This window comes from Streptosporangium sp. NPDC005286 (genome assembly GCF_040607515.1).
Classification (GTDB): Bacteria; Actinomycetota; Actinomycetes; order Streptosporangiales; family Streptosporangiaceae; genus Streptosporangium.
Genome location: NZ_JBEXGU010000045.1, coordinates 15,499 through 38,368, shown reverse-complemented (window position 1 = coordinate 38,368; position 22,870 = coordinate 15,499). Strand labels below are relative to the sequence as shown.

The 22,870-nt window shown below is 70.4% G+C and carries 21 protein-coding genes; 13 read left to right on the top strand and 8 right to left on the bottom strand.

What is annotated here, in order from left to right; all coding sequences use genetic code 11:
• Window positions 1-29: 29 nt before the first annotated feature.
• Window positions 30-1,100: a P1 family peptidase gene (locus tag ABZU75_RS18735; protein WP_355555517.1), complete on the top strand. Its 1,071-nt coding sequence runs from the start codon at window positions 30-32 to the stop codon at window positions 1,098-1,100.
• A 104-nt stretch (window positions 1,101-1,204) separates the two neighbouring features.
• Here ABZU75_RS18735 and ABZU75_RS18730 read toward each other — a convergent pair whose 3' ends face one another.
• Genes ABZU75_RS18730 through ABZU75_RS18710 form a run of 5 tightly spaced genes read right to left on the bottom strand, consistent with a single transcriptional unit; the run spans window position 1,205 to window position 6,955 of the window.
• Window positions 1,205-2,245: an ABC transporter ATP-binding protein gene (locus tag ABZU75_RS18730; RefSeq protein WP_355555515.1), complete on the bottom strand. Its 1,041-nt coding sequence runs from the start codon at window positions 2,243-2,245 to the stop codon at window positions 1,205-1,207.
• The gene (locus tag ABZU75_RS18725; protein ID WP_355555513.1) at window positions 2,242-3,228 is read right to left on the bottom strand and encodes an ABC transporter ATP-binding protein; all 987 of its coding nucleotides are present in this window, start codon (window positions 3,226-3,228) and stop codon (window positions 2,242-2,244) included. Before ABZU75_RS18725 ends, ABZU75_RS18730 begins: the two co-directional genes overlap by 4 nt.
• The gene (locus tag ABZU75_RS18720) at window positions 3,228-4,118 is read right to left on the bottom strand and encodes an ABC transporter permease (protein ID WP_355555511.1); all 891 of its coding nucleotides are present in this window, start codon (window positions 4,116-4,118) and stop codon (window positions 3,228-3,230) included. Before ABZU75_RS18720 ends, ABZU75_RS18725 begins: the two co-directional genes overlap by 1 nt.
• Window positions 4,115-5,131 (bottom strand): ABC transporter permease, encoded by a 1,017-nt coding sequence (locus ABZU75_RS18715; protein WP_355555509.1) that lies wholly within the window; start codon window positions 5,129-5,131, stop codon window positions 4,115-4,117. Before ABZU75_RS18715 ends, ABZU75_RS18720 begins: the two co-directional genes overlap by 4 nt.
• A gap of 3 nt (window positions 5,132-5,134) precedes the next feature.
• Window positions 5,135-6,955, bottom strand: a complete 1,821-nt coding sequence (locus ABZU75_RS18710; protein ID WP_355555507.1) for an ABC transporter substrate-binding protein — start codon at window positions 6,953-6,955, stop codon at window positions 5,135-5,137.
• Between the two features lie 92 nt (window positions 6,956-7,047).
• Between ABZU75_RS18710 and ABZU75_RS18705 the strand changes: the two genes are divergently transcribed.
• From ABZU75_RS18705 to ABZU75_RS18670, 8 genes are all read left to right on the top strand, one after another.
• Window positions 7,048-9,006, top strand: coding sequence for a prolyl oligopeptidase family serine peptidase (locus ABZU75_RS18705; protein ID WP_355555505.1), 1,959 nt, complete (start codon window positions 7,048-7,050; stop codon window positions 9,004-9,006).
• 14 nt (window positions 9,007-9,020) lie between these two features.
• Window positions 9,021-9,623 (top strand): TetR/AcrR family transcriptional regulator, encoded by a 603-nt coding sequence (locus ABZU75_RS18700; RefSeq protein WP_355555503.1) that lies wholly within the window; start codon window positions 9,021-9,023, stop codon window positions 9,621-9,623.
• Window positions 9,624-9,890: 267 nt separating this feature from the next.
• Window positions 9,891-10,649, top strand: a complete 759-nt coding sequence (locus tag ABZU75_RS18695) for an enoyl-CoA hydratase/isomerase family protein (protein ID WP_355555501.1) — start codon at window positions 9,891-9,893, stop codon at window positions 10,647-10,649.
• Entirely contained in the window at window positions 10,646-12,166 is a 1,521-nt protein-coding gene (locus ABZU75_RS18690) for an AMP-binding protein (RefSeq protein WP_355555499.1), read from the top strand. Before ABZU75_RS18695 ends, ABZU75_RS18690 begins: the two co-directional genes overlap by 4 nt.
• Entirely contained in the window at window positions 12,163-12,576 is a 414-nt protein-coding gene (locus tag ABZU75_RS18685; RefSeq protein WP_355555497.1) for a thioesterase family protein, read from the top strand. Before ABZU75_RS18690 ends, ABZU75_RS18685 begins: the two co-directional genes overlap by 4 nt.
• Complete coding sequence (locus ABZU75_RS18680; RefSeq protein ID WP_355555495.1) at window positions 12,577-14,172, top strand: amidohydrolase; 1,596 nt, start codon at window positions 12,577-12,579, stop codon at window positions 14,170-14,172.
• A gap of 40 nt (window positions 14,173-14,212) precedes the next feature.
• Entirely contained in the window at window positions 14,213-14,683 is a 471-nt protein-coding gene (locus ABZU75_RS18675) for a GNAT family N-acetyltransferase (RefSeq protein ID WP_355555493.1), read from the top strand.
• The gene (locus ABZU75_RS18670; RefSeq protein WP_355555491.1) at window positions 14,680-15,318 is read left to right on the top strand and encodes a TetR/AcrR family transcriptional regulator; all 639 of its coding nucleotides are present in this window, start codon (window positions 14,680-14,682) and stop codon (window positions 15,316-15,318) included. Before ABZU75_RS18675 ends, ABZU75_RS18670 begins: the two co-directional genes overlap by 4 nt.
• 449 nt (window positions 15,319-15,767) lie before the next feature.
• Here ABZU75_RS18670 and ABZU75_RS18665 read toward each other — a convergent pair whose 3' ends face one another.
• The gene (locus tag ABZU75_RS18665) at window positions 15,768-16,400 is read right to left on the bottom strand and encodes a helix-turn-helix domain-containing protein (RefSeq protein ID WP_355555489.1); all 633 of its coding nucleotides are present in this window, start codon (window positions 16,398-16,400) and stop codon (window positions 15,768-15,770) included.
• 148 nt (window positions 16,401-16,548) lie between these two features.
• Between ABZU75_RS18665 and ABZU75_RS18660 the strand changes: the two genes are divergently transcribed.
• Window positions 16,549-17,298 carry an SDR family NAD(P)-dependent oxidoreductase gene (locus tag ABZU75_RS18660; protein ID WP_355555487.1) on the top strand — a complete coding sequence of 250 codons (750 nt, stop codon included), beginning with the start codon at window positions 16,549-16,551 and terminating at the stop codon, window positions 17,296-17,298.
• A gap of 210 nt (window positions 17,299-17,508) precedes the next feature.
• Here ABZU75_RS18660 and ABZU75_RS18655 read toward each other — a convergent pair whose 3' ends face one another.
• On the bottom strand, window positions 17,509-18,312 hold the full coding sequence (locus tag ABZU75_RS18655) for an ABC transporter permease (protein WP_355555484.1): 804 nt from the start codon (window positions 18,310-18,312) through the stop codon (window positions 17,509-17,511).
• Window positions 18,312-19,274 (bottom strand): ATP-binding cassette domain-containing protein, encoded by a 963-nt coding sequence (locus tag ABZU75_RS18650; RefSeq protein ID WP_355555482.1) that lies wholly within the window; start codon window positions 19,272-19,274, stop codon window positions 18,312-18,314. Before ABZU75_RS18650 ends, ABZU75_RS18655 begins: the two co-directional genes overlap by 1 nt.
• A gap of 101 nt (window positions 19,275-19,375) precedes the next feature.
• Between ABZU75_RS18650 and ABZU75_RS18645 the strand changes: the two genes are divergently transcribed.
• The 3 genes from ABZU75_RS18645 to ABZU75_RS18635 are packed head-to-tail and all read left to right on the top strand — an operon-like array spanning window position 19,376 to window position 22,718.
• The gene (locus ABZU75_RS18645; protein WP_355555480.1) at window positions 19,376-20,494 is read left to right on the top strand and encodes a helix-turn-helix domain-containing protein; all 1,119 of its coding nucleotides are present in this window, start codon (window positions 19,376-19,378) and stop codon (window positions 20,492-20,494) included.
• On the top strand, window positions 20,491-21,123 hold the full coding sequence (locus tag ABZU75_RS18640) for a transcriptional regulator (RefSeq protein ID WP_355555478.1): 633 nt from the start codon (window positions 20,491-20,493) through the stop codon (window positions 21,121-21,123). The genes ABZU75_RS18645 and ABZU75_RS18640 overlap by 4 nt, the downstream gene beginning before the upstream one ends.
• Window positions 21,120-22,718: a pyruvate, phosphate dikinase gene (locus ABZU75_RS18635; RefSeq protein WP_355555476.1), complete on the top strand. Its 1,599-nt coding sequence runs from the start codon at window positions 21,120-21,122 to the stop codon at window positions 22,716-22,718. The genes ABZU75_RS18640 and ABZU75_RS18635 overlap by 4 nt, the downstream gene beginning before the upstream one ends.
• Window positions 22,719-22,870 lie beyond the last annotated feature (152 nt).

Here is a 22,870-nt window from a genome sequence, read left to right as displayed (position 1 = left end):
ATCCCTATTTGATCGGATACCATCCTGGCATGTCGCGCCTAGCTGATCTTCAAGTAGTCCTTGGCCCGTACCCGTCAGGGCGGACCGGTTCCGTGCTCGACGTGCCAGGTTGCGGGCTCGGCCATGCCACCGTCCGGCGGGACGAGGAGCCACCGCCCGTGGGGCGCGGGATCGCCAGGACCGGCGTCACGGTGCTCGACCCGGGTGGTGACCTGTTCACCTCGCCCGTGCCGATGGGCGGCGCGATCCTGAACGGAGCAGGTGAGTGCACCGGCTTCATCACGGGCCAGGAGTGGGGGCTCGCCGAGTCGCCGATCTTCCTGACCTCGACGATGCAGCTCGGCCGGGTGTATGACGCCGCCTGCGAGCTGCTCATGGAGGAGCAGCCCGCGATCGGCTCCGACGATGTGATCATTCCGATCGTCGCGGAGTGCGACGACAGCTTCCTCAACGACACCCGCCGCATGCAGGTGACCAGGGACGACGTCCGGGCCGCCCTCGCCGAGGCACGCGCCTCGGCGGGCGGCACGCGATTCGCCGAGGGTGCGGTCGGCGCGGGTACCGGGATGAGCTGCCTCGGCTACAAGGGCGGCATCGGCACGGCCTCCCGGGTGCTGCCCGACGGCCACACGGTCGGAGTCCTCACGATGACCAACTTCGGGGAACGCGGCAGGCTGACGGTCGCGGGCGTCCCCGCTGGGCGCCTGCTGCCCGACCCCACCGCGCCGGGTGAGCCGATCGCGCCGCCCGCCGGCTCGTGCATCGTGGTCGTGCTCACCGACGCGCCGCTCGACTCGGCCGCCTGCCGCAGGCTCGCCAAGCGCGCGGGACTGGGCCTGGCCCGCACCGGCAGCACCGCGCACCACGCGAGCGGCGAGATCTTCCTCGCGCTCGCCACCGGCCTGCGTGTCCCACGCGGAACCGCGCCGGCGCACGCCCCGCTGGGTGGCAGGGCGCTCGATCCCTACTTCGCGGCAGTCGTCGACGCCACCGAGGAGGCGGTGCTCAACAGCCTGCTCCAGGCCGAGACGGTCACCGGCCGCGACGGGAACACCTCCCACGCGCTGCCCGCCGGGGAACTGGCCAAACTGCTCGGCTGAAACGGGCCGCGCGCCCGTGCCGGACCGGCGGACACCGTACCCCTGTGCCGGGCCGGCGGATCCGGCACAGGGGTACGGCCGCCCAGCGCACGGCCGCTCCGAGGTCACGCCGACGGCTCCGTCACGGCGGGCGGCGCGACGGCCGGCTCGGCGGGGGACGTGACGTGATGGCAGGCGGCCCGGTGCACGTCCCGGCCGGCGGGCAGGATCGGCAGATCCGTGCCGAGGCACAGGTCCAGATGCCCGGCCCGCTCGGCCTCGCCCGAGGCGACGACGGGGCAGCGCGGATGGAACCGGCAGCCCGCGGGGACCCGTGTGGGGTCCGGTGGCTCCCCGGTCAGCACCGTGGCTGCCGTCCCCGACTCGGGCAGCACCGAGACCAGCGCGCGCGTGTAGGGATGCCGGGGATCGCCCAGCACATCCTCGACCGGCCCCGACTCGACGATCCGGCCGAGGTACATCACCGCGATCCGGTCGGCGATGTTCCAGGCCAGCCCGAGGTCGTGCGTGACGACCAAGGCGGCGAGGCCGAGGTCGTCGCGCAGCCGCAGCAGCAGTCCGAGGATCTCCCCGCGCACGGAGGCGTCGAGCGAGGCGACGGGCTCGTCGGCGATCAGGATGCGGGGCTCCAGCACCAGCGCGCCCGCGATGACCACGCGTTGCCGCTGCCCGCCGGACAGCTCATGCGGGTAGCGCCGGAAGAACCGCTCCGGCGGCCTGAGCCCGCACCGCGCCAGGGCCGCCGCCACCCGCTCCGCCTCCTCCCCGATCCGATGGATCCGCAGCCCCTCGGCCACCGCCTCGTAGACGGTGTGACGCGGGTTCAACGCCCCGGTCGGGTCCTGGAGCACGAGCTGCACCGAGCGCCGGTAGCGCTTCAGCGCCCTGCTGGAGTACAGCAGCGGCCTCCCTTCGAACAGCACCTGCCCGCCGGTGGGCCGCTCCAGCCCGAGCAGACCGCGCGCGAGGGTGGTCTTCCCGCAGCCGGACTCCCCCACCAGCGCGACGATCTCGCCGGGGGCGACGTCCAGCTCGACGCCGTCCACGGCCCGGGAGGCGCCACGGCCTCCGCCGTGCGCGGGGTAGTGCACGCGCAACCCCTGGGCGGTGAGCACCGGCTCCTCGCCGGGTCCGGAGTGCGTCATACGGGTGCCTCCTCGGATCGGGCGGACGCCACGGGGCGTACGCGGACACAGGCCGCGCTGCGGAAGGGGTCCACCCGCCACAGGGCGATGTCGGCGGTCGCGCATTCGGGGAGGGCGACCGGGCAGCGCGGGTGGAAGGCGCAGCCGCCGGGCAGCAGGGCGGGGTCTGGCGGGTCGCCCGCGAGACCGCGCGGGTTGCGGCGCGACCGGGGATCGCCGATCACCGGGAAGGCGGCGGCGAGCGCCTCGCTGTACGGGTGGCGGGGGTCGGTGAAGACCTCGGCGGCGGGGCCGTTCTCGACTACCCGGCCCGCGTACATGACGGCCAGGTCGTCGCAGACCGACGACAACACCGACAGGTCGTGGCTGATCATGACGAGCCCAAGGCCCCGAGAGGCCACCAGATTCTGGAGAAGCGTCAGCACCTGGGCCTGGATCATCACATCCAGCGCGGTCGTCGGCTCGTCCGCGATGATCAGGCGTGGTGAGCACGCCAGTGCCATGGCGATCATCACCCGCTGCCGCTGCCCGCCGGAGAGCTCGTGCGGATGGGCGTTCGCCCGCGCGGCGGGCAGGCCCACCTGCTCCAGCAGTTCGCCGACCCTGCGGCGCGCGGCGGCCTCGGTCGCCTTCTCGTGCAGCAGGATCGGCTCGGCGATCTGCCCGCCGATCCGCTGGACCGGATTGAGCGAGTGCATCGCGCCCTGGAAGACGATCGACGCCCCGGCCCAGCGGACGGCCCGCAGCCTGCCCCAGGACATCTCCAGTACGTCCTCGCCCTCGAACAGGATCCGGCCGGTGGCCGTCGCGGTCCTCGGCAGCAGCCGGAGCACCGCGCCCACCAGTGTGGACTTTCCGCAGCCCGACTCCCCGGCTATGCCAAGGCTTCTGCCGGGGGCGACCGAGAGGTCCACCCCTCGCAGGGCGGGCACCTCGTAGGAAGCGGTCCGGTAGGTGACCGTGAGGTCGGAGATCTCCAGCATCAGCGCTCCCGGAGGGCGGGGTTGAGCACGGACTCCAGGGCACGGCCACACAGGGTGAAGGCGAGGACTATCGCGACGATCCCGAGACCCGGGGCCAGCAGCCACCACGGGTTGCCCGCCGACACCGCACCCGCGTCGAAGGCCTGCTCCAGCACGGTTCCCCAGGAGATGCGGATCGGATCGCCCAGGCCGAGGAACGACAGCGTGCTCTCGGAGAGGATCGCGATCGCCACCGTGAGGATGGTGTTGGCGAAGACCATCGGCATGACGTTCGGCAGCACGTGCCGGGACATCTGGTGCCAGTGCCCGGCCCCGAGCGCCCGCGCCCGCTCAAGGTAGGGGCGGGACTCGACGGCGAGGGTCTGCGCCCAGATGAGCCGGGCGGTGCCCGGCCAGGAAGTCAGGCCGATGACCACGACCGTGGTGGTCAGCGACGGGCCGAGGATCGTCTGGAGCACGATCGCCAGCGGCAGGAACGGTATGACCAGGAACCAGTCGGTCAGCCGCATCAGCCCGGCTCCGGACGCGCCGCGGAAGTGCCCGGCGAGGACCCCGACGACCGTCCCGATCACCATGGACAGGACTGTCGCGAGCAGCCCGACGAGCAGGGAGATCCGGCTGCCCCAGATCACCAGCGTGAGCACCGAGCGGCCGGACTTGTCGGTGCCGAACGGGTAGTCCAGGCTCGGACCCGCGTTGCCCGGCCCGTCCGCCCGGGTGACGTCCAGGCCCGACTCGGCGGCCAGGATCGGGGCCAGCAACGCCACGGCCGCGAAGACCACGAGGATCACCAGGCCCGCCATCCCCGCCCGTTCGGCGCGGAACATCCGCCAGCCGGCGGCGGCGGAGGCCCGCCGCTGGGCGAACGCGAGCGCGCGTGCCGAGGTCATGGGCGCCTCACTCTCGGATCGAAGACGGTGAGCAGCACGTCGGACAGCAGGTTGGCGACGATCACCGAGACGGAGAACACCAGGAAGGTGCCCTGGAGGACCGGGAAGTCCGGAGTGCTGAGGGCGTCGTACGACAGCTGCCCGAGCCCCGGCCAGGAGAAGATCCGCTCCACGGTGACGGCACCGGAGATGATGAAGCCGATATTGAGGAAGATCAGCGTCATCGTCGGCAGGAGCGCGTTGGGCACCGCGTGGCGGCGGCGCACCAGGTCGTCGCGGAGTCCCTTGGCCCGTGCGGTGGTCAGGTAGTCGGCGCCCATCTCGTCCAGCAGGGACGAGCGCATGACCATGCTGTACTGCGCGAGATAGGTGAAGGTCATCGCCAGGACCGGAAGCGTGAGGTGCCACGCCACGTCCACGAAGCCCTCGACGGACAGCCCCTTCACCCCGTGGCTGATCATGTTGCCGGTCGGGAAGAAGTCGCCGAACGCGACGAGCAGCACCAGCCCCAGCCAGAACGTCGGCACCGCGTAGAGCGCGTTCGACAGCAGGTCGGTGACCCGGTCGAACCGGCCGCCGCGCCACCAGGCGCCCCGGATGCCGATCCAGATGCCGATCACCGCGGCGAGCAGCGTGGACAGCCCGACCAGCAGCACCGTCGGCCAGAAACGCTCGGCGACGAGCTGCGACACCGGCGCGTGGTGCTGCCAGGAGATGCCGAGGTCGCCCCGGGCGGTGTTCTCCAGATAGGAGAGGAACTGCCGCCACAGGGGCTGGTCGAGACCGAAGCCCCGGCGCATCTCGGCCAGCTGTTCGGGCGGGATGGCTCGGTTCCTGGTCAGGTTCCGTGCCGGGTCGCCGGGCAGGACCCGGAACAGGAAGAAATTGAAGACCAGCACGAAGCCGAGCGTGAGCAGCGCGCCCACGACCTTGGTGCGGATCGTACGGAACAGGCCCCCACCGCGGCCAGTGGTCTCCGCCACGGCCTTGGGGTCTTCGAGGAGGAGCGCCATCGGCTACTCTCGCTCGTCCGCGGTGCTCGTACGACGGCGCCGCAGCACCACGTACCCGACCGCGGCCGCGGCCACGACGGCCACCGCTCCGCCCGCGAACAGGCCCAGGCTCGGGCCCTGGCTCTTTGCCGCGGCCTCGGCACCGACCGGCGCGACGGTCCGGTAGCTCCACTGGGCCGACGGCTGGAACAGCAGCGGACCGCCGGGCTGCGGCATCGCGACCAGACCGGTGAACCGGTCGCTGCGGTAGGCCTGCAGGGTGTCGTAGTAGTACGTCACCGCGTAGGGGGCGTCGTCGTAGACGAGCTTCTGCATCTGTTTGACCAGGTCGGCCCGCTTGACGGGGTCCAGCTCGACCTTCTGCCGTTCGTAGAGGGCGTCATAGTCCTTGTTGCAGTAGAAGCTGTCGGACAGGCCCGCGGAGTACTCGCCGGGCTCACCGCTGGAGCGCTGCCCGCAGGTGAACGTGGACAGTTGGAAGTCCGGGTCCGGCTCGACGCCCCAGCCCCACTCGAACATGTCGAACTCGCCGTTGCCGACGACCTCGCCGAGCTTGGCCTCGGCCATCACCCTGAGGTCCACCTGGATGCCGAGCTGCTTGAGCCAGCCCTGCACGTACTGGCCGACCTGCTGGGACTCGGCCTGCTCCTGCCGGGCGAAGAACCGCAACCTCAGCTTCGTCCGGCCGTCGGGGGTGTGCCGGATCCCGTCGGAACCGCGCTTGTAGCCCGCCGCGTCGAGGTCGGCGTTGGCTCGGGCGATGTCGAACGTCTGGACGGTCGCGCCCGGGTCGTAGTGGAAGGTGGTCCAGGTCTGCGGGATGACCGAGCTCCCCGGCCGCCCGTAGCCGCCGATGACCTTGTCGACGAGGGTCTGACGATCTATGGCGTGGGAGACGGCCCGGCGCACCACCGGGTCCTTGAGTGCCGGGTTGCCGTCCCCGATGGGCTTGCCGTCGACGGTGGCCGCACCGACGTTGAAGGCGACCTCGTTGAAGCTGCCGGAGTCGCCGCGCACCGAAGTGATGCCGGGTGTGTTCCTCAGCGTCTCGTACAAGGCGCTGGAGAGGTCGTTCGCGAAGTCGATCTCGCCGTTCCTGAGCGCCTTGACCTCGGCGTCGGTGTTGTTGAAGACCCGGAAGACCAGCGCGTCGACCTTCGGGGAGCCGCCCCAGTAGTTCTTGTTGGCGCGAAACTCGACGTACTGGCCGACCGACCGCTCTGTCAGGACGAACGGGCCGGAGCCGACCGCGTTCTCGTTCTTGAAGCTTGCGACGGATGTGCCGGCGATGTCCTTCCAGACGTGCTCGGGCAGGATCGGCACGATCAGCCGGTTCATGATGGAGCCAGGCTTGGTGACCTTGATCACGAGGGTCTGCGGGTCGGGCGCCGACGCCTCCTTCATCAGCGCGGTGTAGTTGCCGTAGTTCGTCTGCTCGGTCTCGCCGTTGATGATCCGGTTGAAGGTGTAGGCGGCGTCGGCGGCCGTCAGCGGAACGCCGTCGGACCACGTCACCCCCTTGCGGATCCGGTAGGTCCAGGTGAGGCCGTCGGGGGAGCTGGACCAGGACTCGGCCAACCGCGGGGTGGGCGTCCCGTCCTTGGCGGAGTAGTCCATGAGCTGGTCGTACATGACTCCGGTCAGCTCGTAGAAGTTGCTCTGCACGCCGACGAACGGGTTGAGCGAGTCGATGTCCTCGGTCATGCCGACTGTGAAACTGATCTTCGACTGGGGGGACGGGGTCGCGGCGAGGGCCGCCGCGGGCAGCAGGGCGAGCGCGCCGGCCGCGGCGGCGGCCAGCAGGCGATGAGGGGCGTTCCGCATGGTTCTCCTGAGGTCTTGCTGATTAGTCACTCAGTAATTAATGTGCTTTGCCCTCTGCCGGACAGGCCCCGCGATGGGCTACCGTCCCGGGCATGCAAAGCCGCTCCGCTGACCCGTACGCCTGGATGCGTGACCATAAAAGCCCAGCTCTCTATAGGCACCTCCAGGCGGAGCGGGCCATGTACGACCAACAGACCGAACACCTCCACTCCCTCCGTGACGTGCTCCTCGGGGAGCTGTCCAGCCGCACACTCCTGAGTGACAAGTCAGTAGCCTGGCGATATGGGGGCTCTTTCTACTACACAAGGACGGTGCCGGGAAGAGACTTCGAGCAGCTGTGTCGTTTCCGCAGCCTTAACTCTCCGGTCGACGTACTGCTGGACGAGAACGAGCTGCCGTCCGTTCCGGGGGGATTTCTCGCTCTGGGGGTGCGCGAGGTCAGCCCGGATGGCTCGATGCTCGCCTACTCGGTCGACGTCACCGGGGACGAGGTCTACGAGCTGCGCGTCCGCGACCTGACAGGCGGAGAGGACCTTCCGCTCCGCATCCCGCGGACCTACTATGGCGCGGCCTGGTCGGCGGACTCGGACGTGTTGTTCTACGTCGTCCACGACGAGCTCTACCGGCCGTTCCAGGTCTGGCGGCACCGGATCGGCGATGGCCAGAACGTCCCGGACGTGCTGGTCTTCCAGGAGGACGACGCCCGGTTCGAGATCACGGTGCGGGCCACCCGGTCGGGCGAGTACATCCTCATCGAGGCCGCCAGCCGCGACACCACGGAGACGCTGCTGATCCCGGCGAGCGCCCCGGAGGCCCCGCCGCAGGTGGTCCGGCCGCGCCGGCGCGGCATCGAATACTCCGTGGAGCACGGCGGCGACCGGTTCTACCTGGTGACCAACGACGACGCGGAGGAGTTCCGGCTGGTCGAGGGGACCGGCCAGGAGGTAATCGCCGGATCGGCGGACACCAGGATCGTGCGATGCGACGCGTTCGCGCGACATCTGGTGGTGACCGAGCGGCACGGCGGCACGACCCGGCTGCGCGTCGTGGACCGGGAGACCGGCGTTCAGCGGCTGGTCACCGTGCCCGAGCACATGGCGCTCGACCTCGGCGTGAACGCGGAGTACCCCGCGACCGAGGTGGTCGTCCAGGTGCGGTCACTGATCGATCCGCCCGCCTGGCACGCCGTCGACCTGGACACCGGGGAATGGCGGCTGCTCAAACGTCAGGAGGTGCCCGGCCACACCCCCTCCGCCTACGTCACCGAGCGGGTCCACGCCAGGGCTGCCGACGGGACGCCGATCCCCGTCACGCTCGCCTACCGCCGGGGACTGGAGCGCGACGGTACCGCCCCCTGCCTCCTCAACGGCTACGGCGCCTACGAGTCCTGTTTCTGGCCGGAGTTCGAGCCGGGCATCCCCAGCCTGCTCGACCGCGGGTTCGTCTACGCCATCGCGCACGTCAGAGGCGGTGGCGAGGGTGGCAGGACCTGGTGGTCGCAGGGACGGCTCGGTGCGAAGGCCAACACGTTCACCGACTACCTGGCCGTGGCAGACATGCTCACCGCGAACGGCTGGGCCGGGCCGATCGTCACCCGAGGGCTCTCGGCCGGGGGGCTCCTGCAGGGCGCGGTGTACTCCCAGGCGCCCGGCCGGTGGCGGGCTGTGATCGCCGAGGTCCCCTTCGTCGACTGCCTGACCACGATGCTGGATCCGACGATCCCCCTGACGATCAACGAGTGGGACGAGTGGGGCGACCCTCGGGAGCCGGACGCCCACGCCTGGATCCTGGCCTACAGCCCGTACGACAACGTCCCTCCGGATCCGCGCCCCGACCTGCTGGTCACCGGCAGCCTCCACGATCCCCGGGTGGGGGTGCACGAGCCCGCCAAATGGGTCGCGAAGCTGCGTGCGACCGGCGGTGGCCGAGTGCTCTTCCGCGCGGAGACCGGTGCCGGAGCCCATACCGGCCCGGCCGGGCGGGAGTCCCGCCACCGCTACGAGGCCGAGATCCTCGCGTTCGTGATCGACGCCGTCGGGGGCGGGAATTGAGTACCGTGTCGCGGGTGGCCCGCAAACGACCCGAAGCCCGGCGTGAGGAGATCCTGGCCGCCGCGATGGCCGAGGTGCTTGAGCGGGGCCTGGCCAGTGTCCGGGTGGCGGACGTGGCGGCCCGCCTGGACATCAGCCAGGCGCTGGTCTTCTATCACTTCGAGACCAAGGAACGCCTGGTCACCGAGGTGTTCATCTACGCCGCGCAGCAGGACCTGGCGCAGTTGGCGGCCATCCACACCCGATCCGCCGGGGCACCGGAGCGCCTGCGCGCGGCCCTGCGGCTGTACGCGCCGTCCGGCACGGCGCCCGGCTGGGTGCTGTGGATCGACGGGTGGTCGGCGTCGCTACGGGTGCCCGAGCTCCGCAAAATCCTGCGCGAGCTCGACAGCCGCTGGCGCGAGGTGATCGCGGACCTCATCGCCGAGGGTGTCTCGGCCGGGGAGTTCCGGTGCGACGATCCCGAGGGAGCGGCGGGACGGATCACCGCGTTCCTCGACGGCCTATCCGTGCAGATGGTCGTCCGGCAGCGCAGCATCACCAAGAAGCAGGCGATGACCTGGCTGTCGCGGGCCGTCGAGGACGAGCTGGGACTGACCGGATTCTCGCTGGCCTGACTGGCTACTCCGATATCCGGGCAGCTCCCACCGGCCTGACCCGATCCGAGGGGCCCCTCCTCCCACGCGGGAGGTCACGGACAGTCGAATCTCGGGCCTGAGCCGCCACTCCCTGATCCAAACGCCCCCGGACTGAGCGGACGTCCCGGGTCTGAGCGACTGCCCACCGATCTGAGCTGATTCTTCCGTTGACGCGGGTTCGGAGTAGTCCCTAGATTGAGACACAGTCGATCGATCGATCGATCGAAAGTCTCTGAGGATGTGCCAGTGACTGTCAGCTCAGCGACCGCCGAGTTCACCCTGGTCGGCGAGACGGGCGTGATCCGTCTGAACCGCCCGCACCGGCTCAACGCGGTCACCCCCGGCCTGGTGGACGATCTGCTCGCCGCCTTCGACGAGGCCTGCGCGGCGCGGGTGCGCGCGCTCGTACTGGCCGGCAACGGCCGGGCGTTCTGCGCGGGCCACGATCTCAAGGACGAGCCCGAGCCACTCGACCCGATCGCCGGTCGCGAGCGGCTCGACCGGATCCAGGACGTGACCCGCAGGATCCGCCGGGCGCCCTTCCCGGTGATCGCGGCTGTCCACGGCTACGCGCTCGGCGCGGGCTGCGAGTTCGCGCTCGGCTGCGACCTGGTCGTCGCGGCCGAGTCCGCCCAGTTCGGCTTCCCCGAGGTCGCCGTGGGCCTCAGCGTCACCGGCGGCATCTCCCGGCTGCTCACTCTGGCCGTCGGGCCGATCAAGGCCAAGGAGCTCGTGCTCCTCGGCGAACGGTTCGACGCGGCGCGGGCGCACCGGCTGGGCCTGGTGACCAGGGTCGTCCCCGACGGCCGGCACGAGAGCGCCGCCCTCGACCTCGCCGCAGCCTTCGCCGCCAAGCCCGCGTTCGCGCTGGCCCTGGCCAAGCGCCTGGTGGACGAGGGAACCGACGGCACCGTCGAGGACGCGCTGGCCCGCGAGGTCGGCGGCGCGCTGCTGACCGAGAGGACCGGCGAGCACGCCGCGCCACGCGCGGAGTTCATCCGATGACGCTCGCCGCGACCACCGGCGACGCCGCCCGAGTTCACCCCGTGACACTCGCCGCGGCGGTCGGCGACGCCGCCGCCCGCTGGCCCGACAGGACGGCCTGGGTCTTCGACGCGCTCGGTGTCTCTCTCACCTTCGCCGAGGTCGAGCAGCGCACCGCCGAGCTCGCCGGAATCCTCGCCGGGTACGGGATCGGCAGGGGCGACCGGGTCGCGGTGCTGCTGCGCAACGTCCCCGAGTTCCCCCTGACCTGGCTGGCGCTCGGCCGCCTCGGCGCGGCGATGGTGCCCGTCAACGTCAACTACAGAAGCCACGACGCCGGGCATCTGATCACCGACTCCGGCGCGAAGCTCCTGGTGACCACGGCCGAGTTCGCCACCCTGGCCGGGCGGCTGCCCGTCGTGCCGATGTTCGTCGAGAACCTGCCCGCGCCGGCCCCCTCGGTGCTCGACGAGACCAGGCCGGACGACCTGCTCAACATCCAGTACACCTCCGGCACGACCGGCCTGCCCAAGGGCTGCATGCTGCCGCACCGCTACTGGACCGAGCTGGCCGCGAGCATGGTCTCCTCGTTCCCGAACCTGGGCCCGGACGACGTGATGCTCACCTGTCAGCCGTTCCACTACGTCGATCCACAGTGGAACGTGGCCGCGGCACTGCTGTCCGGCTCCCGACTGGTGATCCTCGACCGGTTCCACCCGTCGACCTTCTGGGACAGGATCCACGAACACGAGGTCACCTACTTCTACTGCCTCGGGCTCATGCCCACGCTGCTGCTGCGAATGCCCGCGCACCCGCGTGACCGTGACCACCGCGTCCGCGTGGTCCAGTGCTCGGCGATCCCGCCCGCGCTCCACGCGGCGCTGGAGGAACGCTGGGGGGCCCCCTGGTTCGAGGCCTTCGGCATGACCGAGACGGGCGCCGACCTGCGCGTCGGCCCGGAGGACCATGACATCGCCGTCGGCACGGGCTGCATCGGCCGCCCGCTCCCGCACCGTGAGATCCGCGTGGCCGACCCGGACGGCGCTCAGGTGCGGCCCGGGGAGACCGGTGAGCTCATGCTGCGCGGAGCCGGGGTGATGGCCGGATACCTCGGCCTGCCGAGCCCGTTCCGCGACGGCTGGTTCCCCACCGGCGACCTCGTCCGGCAGGACGCGGCGGGACGCGTCTACTACGCCGGTCGTCTCAAGGACATGATCCGCCGTAGTGGCGAGAACATCTCCGCGGCCGAGCTGGAGGAGGTCCTGCACCGGCACCCGGCTGTCAGGCTCGCCGCGGTGGTGCCGGTCCCCGACGACCTGCGGGGTGAGGAGGTCAAGGCGTACATAACCCTGTCCCAGGAGGTGTCACCGGACGACCTCGCCGAGTTCTGCGCCGAGCGGCTCGCCTATTTCAAGGTGCCCCGCTACTGGGAGTTCCGGGAGGAGCTTCCGCTGACCGCCTCGGAACGCGTCTCGAAGGGGCAGCTGCCGCGTGACGCGGAGGGCTCCTACGACCGGGCCGAGGGGGTGTGGCGATGACGGCGCACTTCACCTGGGAGAGCCCGGTCCACTTCGACGAGCTTGACGTCAACGGCCACCTGCACAACAGCAGGTACGCCGTACACGTGGAGCGCGCGCTGACTGCCTGGTTCGAGGCGCTGGGCCGGGGATGGCGGCACGTCGAGGAGCGGCACGAGGACATCGTCTACGCCGTGCGGGAGTTCTCCGCCGAGTTCCTCGCCCCCGTCACCGCGCCCACCGTGCTCCGCGTCGAACTGTGGCTGGAACATGTGGGACGGACCAGCGCGGTTCACCGCTGGCACTGCGCCGACGGCGAGACCACCGTCGCACGAGGCCGCCGGGCGATCGTGAAGATCGACCCGGTAAGTGGGACGGCCAGGCCGTGGACCTCCTGGTTCCGCTCGCTCGTGGTCGTGAGCGAGGTCTAGATGCGCATCGACACCATTCTCACCAACGTGAACGCGGTGACGATCGACCCGGCACGGCCGGGAGCCCGCCGGATCGGCATCCACCACGGGCGTGTCGTGGGACTCGACGAGGAACTCGACGGCGTCAGGGCCACCTGGGTGGAGGACCTCGAAGGCGCCACCGTGGTGCCCGGTTTCAACGACGCGCACAATCACATGGTCCTGTACGGGCTCTCGCGCGGGGAACTGGACCTGTCCGCGACGGGTTCGCTTGAGGAGATCTACGCCGCGGTCGCCGACCGGGCCAGGACCCAGCCGGACGGCAGCTGGATCGTCGGCTCCGGCTACGACCAGAACAAGACCGGTGGGCACCCCCACCGCGACGCCCTCGACCGGGCGGCGCCCGGACACCCGGTGCTGCTCCGGCACACCTCGGCGCACATGTCGGTGGTCAACTCCAGGGCGCTCACGGAAGCGGGCGTGCTCGGCGGCGCCGCCGTGCCCTCGGGCGGGATCATCTCCCTGGACGACGATGGCCGTCCCAACGGGCTGCTCGAAGAACAGGCCCAGCTGCTCGTCCAGGCCCTGCGGTACCCGTACCCGCGCGGGCAGCTCGTGGAGGCGATCTCCACAGCGGCCCGGGACTATCTCCGGGAGGGGATCACCTCCTGCACCGAGGCCGGGATCGGGCTCGGCTGGATCGGCCACGCGCCCGACGAGGCCGCCGCCTACCAGGAGGCCCTGGAGCGCGGGCTGCTGCCCGTCCGGGTTCAGCTCATGGTCACCTCCGACACCGTGCATCCCGGCGGCCTCGGTCTCGGGCTGCGTACCGGCTTCGGCGACGACCGGCTCCGGCTCGGCGCCGTCAAGGTGTTCTCCGACGGCTCGCTGATCGGCCGGACCGCCGCGATGTGCTGCGACTTCGCCGACGACGCGGGAAACCAAGGCTACTTCCAGGCCGACGAGGCACAACTGCGCGACCGTATCCTCAGCGCGCACGCCGCGGGCTGGCAGGTCGCCACCCACGCCATCGGCGACCGGGCCGTCGACTTCGTGCTCGACTGCTACCAGGAGGCCCAGGCCCGGCACCCGCGTGAGGACTCCCGCCACCGGATCGAGCACTGCGGCGTCACCCGTCCCGACCAGCTCGGCAGGCTCGCCATGCTCGGGGTGGTCCCGGTGCCGCAGGCCGCCTTCGTCGGGCAGATCGGTGACGGCATGCGCGCCGCGCTCGGCGAGGACCGGGTGGACTGGTGCTACCGGCACCGCTCGTTCCTCGACGCCGGCCTCGTGGTGCCCGGCAGCTCGGACCGCCCCGTCGTACGGGGTGCGCCACTGCTGGGCATCCACGACATGGTCAACCGGCGGACCCAGAGCGGCGAACCCCTAGCCCCGCACGAGGCGGTCGGCCCGCTGGACGCGCTGCGCGCCTACACGCTCGGCTCCGCCTACGCCGGATTCGACGAGCGCGTCAAAGGCAGCATCACGTCGGGTAAGCTCGCCGACCTGGCGATCTTGTCCGACGACCCCACGACCGTCGACCCCGCCCGTATCCGCGAGATCGAGGTCGTCGCCACCATGGTGGGCGGGGAGTTCGCGTTCGGCCCCCTTCTCTAGGACCCTCGATGCCCGCACCCCATGTTCTCCAGGAGCCCCGATGTCCGTACGTCACGCAGAACCGGCAGACTTCGAGGAGATCTGCGCGATGCTCCTCGCGCACGCCGACCACGAGGGCGGCGAGATGACCCTGCACCGGGACGAGCTCCACACGACCCTCTTCGGCCCGCACCGGGTGGGCCGGGCGCTGATCGCCTCACCGGAGGGCTCCTCGGAGACCGCCGGGTGCGCGCTCTGGTATCCGACCTTCTCGACCTGGGCGAGCAGACGCGGGATCTGGCTTGAGGACCTCTACGTCAAGCCCGGGTACCGCCGGCACGGCCTCGGCCGGGAACTGCTCGCGTTCCTGCGAAGCCTGACCACCGGCCGGGTCGAGTGGGACGTCTCGCACGGCAACACCTCGGCCGAGGCGTTCTACCAGGCGCTCGGCGCCGGCCCGGTCGGCGGCTGGACCCGGTACCGGTGGGCGCCGACCACCGGGGAGCCCGGCTTCGGGCTGGTGGACGCGTGAGCCCCTCGACGCGGGACACCGACGAGCGGGTACGCGGCGCGGCCGTCCGGCTGTTCGCCGAGAAGGGCTTTCACGGCACGGGAATCCGGGAGCTCGCCGAGGCGGCCGGGCTCTCCTCGGCCTCGCTCTACCACTACATGGGTACCAAGCACGACCTGCTCACCGAGATCATGGAGACCAGCCTGATTCGGCTCGTCACCGCCGCCCGGCGGCTCGTCGAAAGCGGCGACGGCCCGGCCGAGACCCTGGCGGCCCTGGTCCGGATGCACGTCGCCGCGCACGCGCTGCGCCAAGAGGAGACGATCGTGGTGGACAACGAGCTGAGAGCGCTGACGCCGGAGCGCAGGGACAACGTGCTCGCCCTCCGCGACGCGTACGAACACATCTGGCGCGAGATCGTCGAAGCGGGCTGCGCCGCCCAGGTCTTCCGCGTCCCCGACGTCAAGGTCGCCCGGCTGGCCCTGCTTGAAATGTGCACCGGAGTGGCCCGCTGGTACTCCCCCCGGGGTGTGCTGAGCCTCACCGAGATCGCCTCCGCCCACGCCGCGATGGCCCTGGCCATGCTCGGCTGCACCACCCCGCTCCCCTCCGACGACTACGCCATCGCCCTGGTCACCGAGATCTGGGGCGCCTGACCGATGCGCCGTGCGTCCCCCCACTCCGGGGCGCACCGCCGATCGAGGGCTTCAGCTCCGAGCCGGCGGCGGCCGTTGAAGGAGCCGGGGAATCGTCGGCCACTCCCTGCCGCACCGAAGGCTTCGGCCGGTCCCTCGGTCTCGAACCCGCGATCGCTTACCGTCACCATCCCTTGCCTAATGCCCCGTTCCTCATTGGAGGTCGCGAACGCGCTGCGAGGAAATCGCCACTCGGGCGCGGTTTGCGTCCGGAGGCGATGACGGCGGTCCACAACCGGCCGTACTCGCGAGCGGCGTTGTCATCGAAGGGCAGCGGGTCGAACACAGTCTCGATCCTCATCCGCTGGGCGAGTTCCTGGGATCGGGCTCGGGGAGCACATCCATGCTCGATGTGGCCGACGACGACGGCGCCACCGCCAAACGACACATGTGTGTGCCGTACCGGCCCGCTATGGCGTGCCGGTGAGCCTGCCCAACACCTCGTAGACCTGTTGCGGTGTCGCCGGGCCGACGGGGAGCGGGTGGCGGGCGGCTTCGGTGCGCAGGCCGTCGAGTAGGAACGCGATGCTGCGACGCCAGGCATCGGGGGCGGCATCGGCGCCGGCGCGGGCGAGCAGGGCGACGGCACCGAAAGTGAATGCGAGGTCCTCGCCGGTGAAATCCGGGCGCAGAGTTCCGGTCCGCTGGGCTCGCTCGATGATCCGCGTGGCGGCGTCGCTCGCCCTGCCGCACAGGGTCATCAGGCGTTCGGCGCCCGGGTAGCGGCCGCTCAGTACGTCGGCGAGCGCGGGATCGGTGGCCTGCAGTTCACAGATCTTCTCGATGTAGTACGCGAACCCATCCCAGGCGTCCTCGCAGGCCAGGGCATACTTGGCGACCTCGTCGAGCCGGTCCGCCGCGAGGTCGGCCACCACCTCGTCGATGAGCGTCTCACGGCTGCCGAAGAGGTTGTAGAGGGTGCCGTGGCTAACGCCTGCCCGGCGGGCGATCTCCTTCAGCGGCACCTGAAGGCCGCGCTCCTGAAAGAGCTCGGCCGCGGCTGCTCGCAGCTTGCCCGCGTTTCGTTCCGCGTCGGCCCGCATCCGGTTGTTCCTCCTGGTCCTGGTCGGCGACCTTCATGGTCGCATCCCGCCGGGACTCAACTTGGCCCGGGGGTCAAGTTTCATGCTACCGTCGAAAAGCCAAGTTGACCCAATGGTCAAGTTAATTCAGGCAGCAAGGAGCAACCTCATGTCCAAAGTGATCGCCGTCTTCGGTGCCGGTACCGGGCTTGGCGTCTCGATGGCCCGCCGTTTCGGGCGCGAAGGCTTCCGGGTGGCCCTGGTGGCCCGCCGTAAGGACCGGCTGGACGCCCTCGTCGCGGAGCTTGCCGACGAGGGCGTCGAAGCCGCCGCCTTCTCCGCCGATCTGACCGAGCCCGCTCAGGTCCCCGCGGTGGTCAACGCCATTCGGGAGCGGTTCGGCAGGATCGACGTGGTCGAGTACGGCCCGGTCCCCGCCGGTCAGAGCTTCACCTCGGCCACCAAGCTGGACGCGGCCACGCTCAAGGCACTGATCCCGCTGTTCCTGCTCACCCCGGTCGAGGTGGTCCAGGCCGTGCTGCCGGAGATGACCGAGCGCGGCGAGGGCGCGTTCCTGCTGACGCAGGGCCTCTCCGCGGTGCTGCCGAGTGCCCACTTCAGCGGCCCGGGCCCGGTGATGGCCGCGGCCCGCAACTACCTGTACTCGCTCAATGGCGAACTGGCGGGCACCGGCGTCTACGCCGGAACGCTCGCCGTCGCGGCGGCCATCGCCCGCAGCGAGAACGCCCCGGCCAAGCACGACACCGCGGATGACTTCACGGCGTTCGAGGGCATCGAGTTCCCGGTCGTCGACCCGGACGACATCGCCGAGTGCTACTGGGACATGTACACCCGGCGCGACCGCGTCGAGCAGGTCTACCCGGAACCGACCATCCCGCAGGCCGAAACCGCCTCCTGACCGTCTGACACGCGTGCCGTGTTGTGGAGCAGAGGCAATGGCCCACAGCACGCCACTCGTACCCGCTCCTGATCGCGTTGGCCGCCGCGCGGAGGCAGGCGAGCCGGAGTGGGGTGCTACGAGGGCTCCGGACAGACAGCACATTAGCGCTGAAACCGCACGGAACCCTTGAGGGGCCGAGATCAGGAGTTACCCCGAAAACCGGCCGGGTCATTGTTGGCGGCTGTAGGCGCGGATGGCCAGGGGGCAGAACACCACGAAGAGGGCCGCGCACCAGATGAGCGTGGTGGTGACGGTGCCGCCGACCGGGGTGCCGTTGAGAAGGGCGCGGCAGGCGTTCATGACGTGGGTGACGGGGTTGATCTCGGCCCAGGTTCGCAGCCAGCCGGGCAGGGTCTCGACCGGAGCGGCAAGGCTGGTGCCGAGCTGCAACGGCAGGAAGCTGATGAAGCTGATCGCAAGGACGGTGTCGGCGTTCTTGACCAGGACGCCGACGAACACGGTGACCCAGCTGAGGCAGAAGCCGAAACCGATGGCCAGGCCGGCGGCGGCGAGGGCGGCCGCGAGGCCGCCGTGGACGCGGAAGCCGAGGAGTGCGCCGATGGCGAAGAGGATGGCGACGGCGAGCAGGTAGCGGACGATGTCGGCCAGCACGGAGCCGAGCAGGGGCGCGAGGCGGCTGATGGGCAGGCTGCGGAACCGGTCGGTGACGCCGTTCTTGAGATCGAGGTTGATGCTGGTGCCGGTCGAGACCATCCCGGCGAGGCCGGCGCCCATGACGAGGATGCCGGGGAAGAGGTACTGGAGGTAGCCGGCGGTGGAGCCGGCCACCGAGCCGCCGAAGAGGTAGAGGAAGAGCACCATGAACAGGGCGGGTGTGACGACCCCGTTGATGATCGGGCCGGGGTTGCGGGTGGTCTTGGCGAGGCTGCGGCGGGCGAGCACGAGGCTGTGCCGGAGCCAGGCGAGCGGCCGGGTACGCGGTTGTTCGGTGCTGGACACGGTGGCGGTCATCAGGCGGCCTTCGTTGGTTCGTTGGCGGTGGTAGGTGTTCCGGTCAGGGCGAGGAAGACCTCGTCGAGGCTGGGCAGACGCAGCGACAGTTCGGAGACGCCGATGCGGTGTTCGCGCAGCCGGGCGGTGATCTCGAAGAAGTCCTCGTCACCGGCGACGGGCACGACCAACTCGTGGCGGGTGGCGCGTTCCGGGGTCCGGCCGGTGACATCGGCCAGGATGGCGGCGGCCGCGTCGGTGACGCCGGGGTCGTTCAGCCGCACGGCGATGGTGTGCCCGCCGACTTCTCGTTTCAGGTCCGCGGGAGTGCCGGAGGCGATGACCCGTCCCTGGTCGATGACGGTGATGGCGTCGGCGAGGGCGTCGGCCTCTTCGAGGTACTGGGTGGTCAGCAGGACGGTGACGCCGTCGGCGCTCAGGCCGCGGATCATCTGCCACAGCTCGTCGCGCTTGCCGGGATCCAAGCCCACCGAGGGCTCGTCGAGGAAGACCACCTCGGGGCGTCCGACCATGCTCGCGGCCAGGTCGAGGCGGCGGCGCATGCCACCGGAGTAGCCGGCCACCGGCCTCTTCGCCGCGTCCGCCAAACCGAAACGGGCCAGCAGCTCCGCGGCGCGCCGGAGAGCCTGCGGCCGGGGCAGGTCGAGGAGCCTGCCGATCATGACCAGGTTCGCCAGCCCGGTCAGCTCCTCGTCCACGCTGGTGTGCTGGCCCGACAGTGCGATCCGCCGACGTACCTGTCCCGGCCGGCGTGCCACGTCGAACCCGGCCACGGATGCGCGTCCGCTGTCGGGACGCAGCAGGGTCGCAAGGATGCGGATCACGGTGGTCTTGCCGGCACCGTTGGGTCCCAGCAGGCCGAGCACCTGCCCGCGCGGGACGGCCAGACTGACCCCGTCGAGCGCGGTGACCTTGCCGAATCTCTTGGCCAGTCCCTCGGTCTCGAACCCATGATCGATCACCGTCACCATCCCTCATCTCAAGTCGCTTCGCAACTCAAATGTTCTTAACATCTGAATTTTGAGAGTATCCTAATGCCAGCGATCTAGGGAAAGGAACTGCGATGGTTCGACTGACTCGGGTGCAGCAGCAGGAGCGCACCCGGACCTCCGTGCTGGCGGCGGCGAGGGAGGAGTTCACCGAGCACGGCTACGCCTTGGCCAAGGTCGACCGGATCGCCGAGCGGGCCGAGCTGACCCGCGGGGCGGTGTACTCGAACTTCCCGAGCAAGCGCGCGCTGTATCTGGCGGTGCTGATCGACATGGTCGAGAGCGCCACCTCGGGTGAGCCTCCGACGTCGCCGACATCACCGACGTCGCCGGCCGAGGTGCTGGGCGTGTTCGCCCGGACCTGGCTTGAACGGCTGCCCCTGGTCGGCGACACGGCTTCGGGAGGGCGGCTGCACCTGCGCTCGCTGGGCGGCGTCCTCGATGACGAGCACGGGCGCACGGTGCTGGCGCAGGTTGTCCGGCTGGAGGCGCTACTGCTCGCCATCGCGCTGGAATCGTGCGAACCGGCCCATGCGGTGCCGGTGCGGCGCGTACGGCTGGCCGAGTTGGTGCTGACACTGCTGGACGGTTCGGGTCACCTGGCTGAGAGCGCACCGGGATTCGGTGACCCCTTCGACCTGGCACGTGCCTGTGCGCATCTGTCCGGGATCGATCTCGCCGACACCTGGACGCCGTCGTATCTGCCCTATGTCGCTCCGGCACAACCGTGTGGGGACGCATGGGATCCGCCCACCGGACTCGCGAATCAGATCAGCGGGGATCGGGTCGACTTCGGCGCCGACGGTCTGATCGCGGTGCTGGGGGCCGGTCGTCTCGCCGCCGCCGAGGAAGCCGTCCGTTCCGCTCGGCCCGGCGAGCAGGTGGCGGTGGTCGTCGTCACGAATGACTCCGCCGAGACGGGCCGCCTGGTACGGCTCAGGATCACCGACCTCCTCGGCTGCCTGCGGCGGGTGTTCGCTCCCGAGGTCTGGCAGCGCGTTCGGCTGATCCTCGATGACGAAGCCCTGACCGCGTCGGCGATCGGCCTGACCGACCTCGACGACGAGACAGAGGCCGCCGTACGTGTCCAGGGCGGCGCGATCGTCGCCCGAGCCCACGGGCGAGGCGCCGCGTACGCGGCATCGACCGCCGACGCTTCGAACGGCACGCAGCCGCGGAGTACCCGGACATGACCCGGCCCGAGCTTCCCGCGACCGGCACCGGCCTGCTGGTCCTCCACGCCCTGCGCTGCGGCGGCGCCGCCGGCCTCGCCCGCCTGGCCGGTGCCACGGGTCTCGGTGAATCCGACGTCGAGTCCGAGCTGATCGATCTCGCGGTCGTCGGTCTCGTCACGCATATGGCCGGCGACTTCGGCGGGTGGAGTCTGTCGGACACCGGCCGTGCCGTAGACGCCGAACGGATCACCGACGAGCTGGAGTCAGCCGGTGCTCGCGCCGCCGTGACAGCGGCGTTCGACGACTTTCTCGTGCTCAACCCGGAACTGCTCGACCTCTGCACGGCATGGCAACTCCGCTCCATCGACGGTGTCATGACCGCCAACGACCACGGCGATCCCTCCTACGACGCCCGGGTCCTCGCCCGATTCGTCGAGTTCGACCAGCGTGCCGCCGTCGTCGGCGCCGAGCTGTCCGCGGCATTGCCTCGATTCGGCCGCTACCGAGCCCGCCTCACCGAAGCCCTCGATCGCGCCGGCTCCGGCGCGCTGGAGTACGTGGCCGACAACACCGCGTCGTACCACACCGTGTGGGCCGAGCTGCACGAAGACCTGCTCGCCACACTCGGGATCCCCCGATGGGGATGAGATGGATTCGCCCGCTCTCCACGCGGGTCGAGGAGACGGCGGAGACGCTGGGCGGCAAGGCACACGGCCTCCTGGTCCTCCGCCGTCTGGGGTTGCCGGTGCCCGCCGGGTTCGTGGTCACCACGGAGGCATGTCGCGCGTTCCTGCGTGACGGGCGTCTTCCCGACGGACTCGACGACGAACTCGCGACAGCCGTCACCGACCTCGAAGCCGCCACCGGGCGCCGCTTCGGGGGAGCACAGGTGCCGTTGGCGGTGTCCGTTCGCTCCGGGGCCGGCGTGTCGATGCCCGGCATGATGAACACGATCCTCAACCTCGGTCTCACGACCGGAGCCACCGCCGGGTTGGCGGCCGAGACGGGCGACTCGCGGTTCGCGCTGAACTCGCGGCTGCGGTTCCTGTCCAGCTTCGCCGCTGCGATCACCAACCAGGACGTGGACGGCGGCGGAGCCCGTGGGCGAGGGACCGGCGACGAGGAGGTGCAGATCAGAGCGATCGAGGACCTCGTCCGGCAACGATGTGGCCGGCCGATTCCGGACGACGCGACCCGGCAGCTGGAGCTGGCGGTCAAGGCCGTGTTCTCGTCATGGGACACACCGCGCGCGCGAACCTACCGCGAGCTGCATGACGTCCCGCACGATCTCGGCACAGCCGCGATCGTACAGACGATGGTGTTCGGGAACCGCGATGACCACAGCGGCACCGGAGTCGCGTTCAGCCGCGACCCCAACACCGGGGAGAACGTCCCGTTCGGCGAAGTCCTGTTCGGACACCAGGGCGAAGACGTCGTCTCCGGCAGATCGTTGACCCGGCCCCTGCGCGAACTCGCCGACCGGGAACCGGCGGTGTGGACCGGCCTCCTCGATGCCCTGAGCCGGGTCGAGGGGCACTACCGCGACGCGTGCTACGTCGAGTTCACCTTCCAGGCCGGGGAGCTGTGGATTCTGCAGGTCCGGCCTGGCCGGTTCGTCGGGGGGGCCGCTGTCCGCGTGGCGACCGACCTCGCCGACGAGCGTGTGATCGGACGTCACGAAGCGCTGCTCAGGATCTCACCGCGGCATCTCCAGCACGTCCGCACACCCCGGATAGCGACAACCGAGCAGGTCGACATCCTGGCCCGAGGGCTGGGCGCCTGTCCCGGTGTCGCGGTGGGCAGGGTGGCGACCACGGCCGACGGGGCAGTGCGCATGGCCGCGGACGGCCCGGTCATCCTGGTACGGCCGGAGACCTCCCCGCACGACATGCGCGGCCTGGCGGTCGCCGCCGGAATCGTCACCGCCCGTGGCGGGCCGGCCAGCCACGCCGCGGTCGTCGCACGAGCGATGGGAAAACCCGCTGTCGTGGGGATCGGCGACCTCACCGTTGACATCGCCTCAGTGAGAGCCGGTGGGCGCACCATCGGTGAGGGCACCCTCGTCACCATCGACGGGACCGGTGGCGAGGTCGCCCTCGGCAGCCCCCGCATCGTCACGACCACGGCCGGCGTCCACCTGCGTCGGCTACTCGAATGGGCCGACGACGTATCGGGCGACCGCTCCGAACGCGACGAAGCCCGGCGCCTCGGTGCCGCCCATGCCGTACTTCGTCACGACTAGTGCGGTAGCAGCTGGGGTTTGCCCCGTTTCGTGGTGACACGCCGACTGAGGTCCTACCTTGGTCGGCGTGATCGCTTCAGACTCCGCGTGTGGCTGAACGGGTTCGCGTACGTGAGATCGATGACGATGAAGGCAACCGGCTGCTGCGGCTT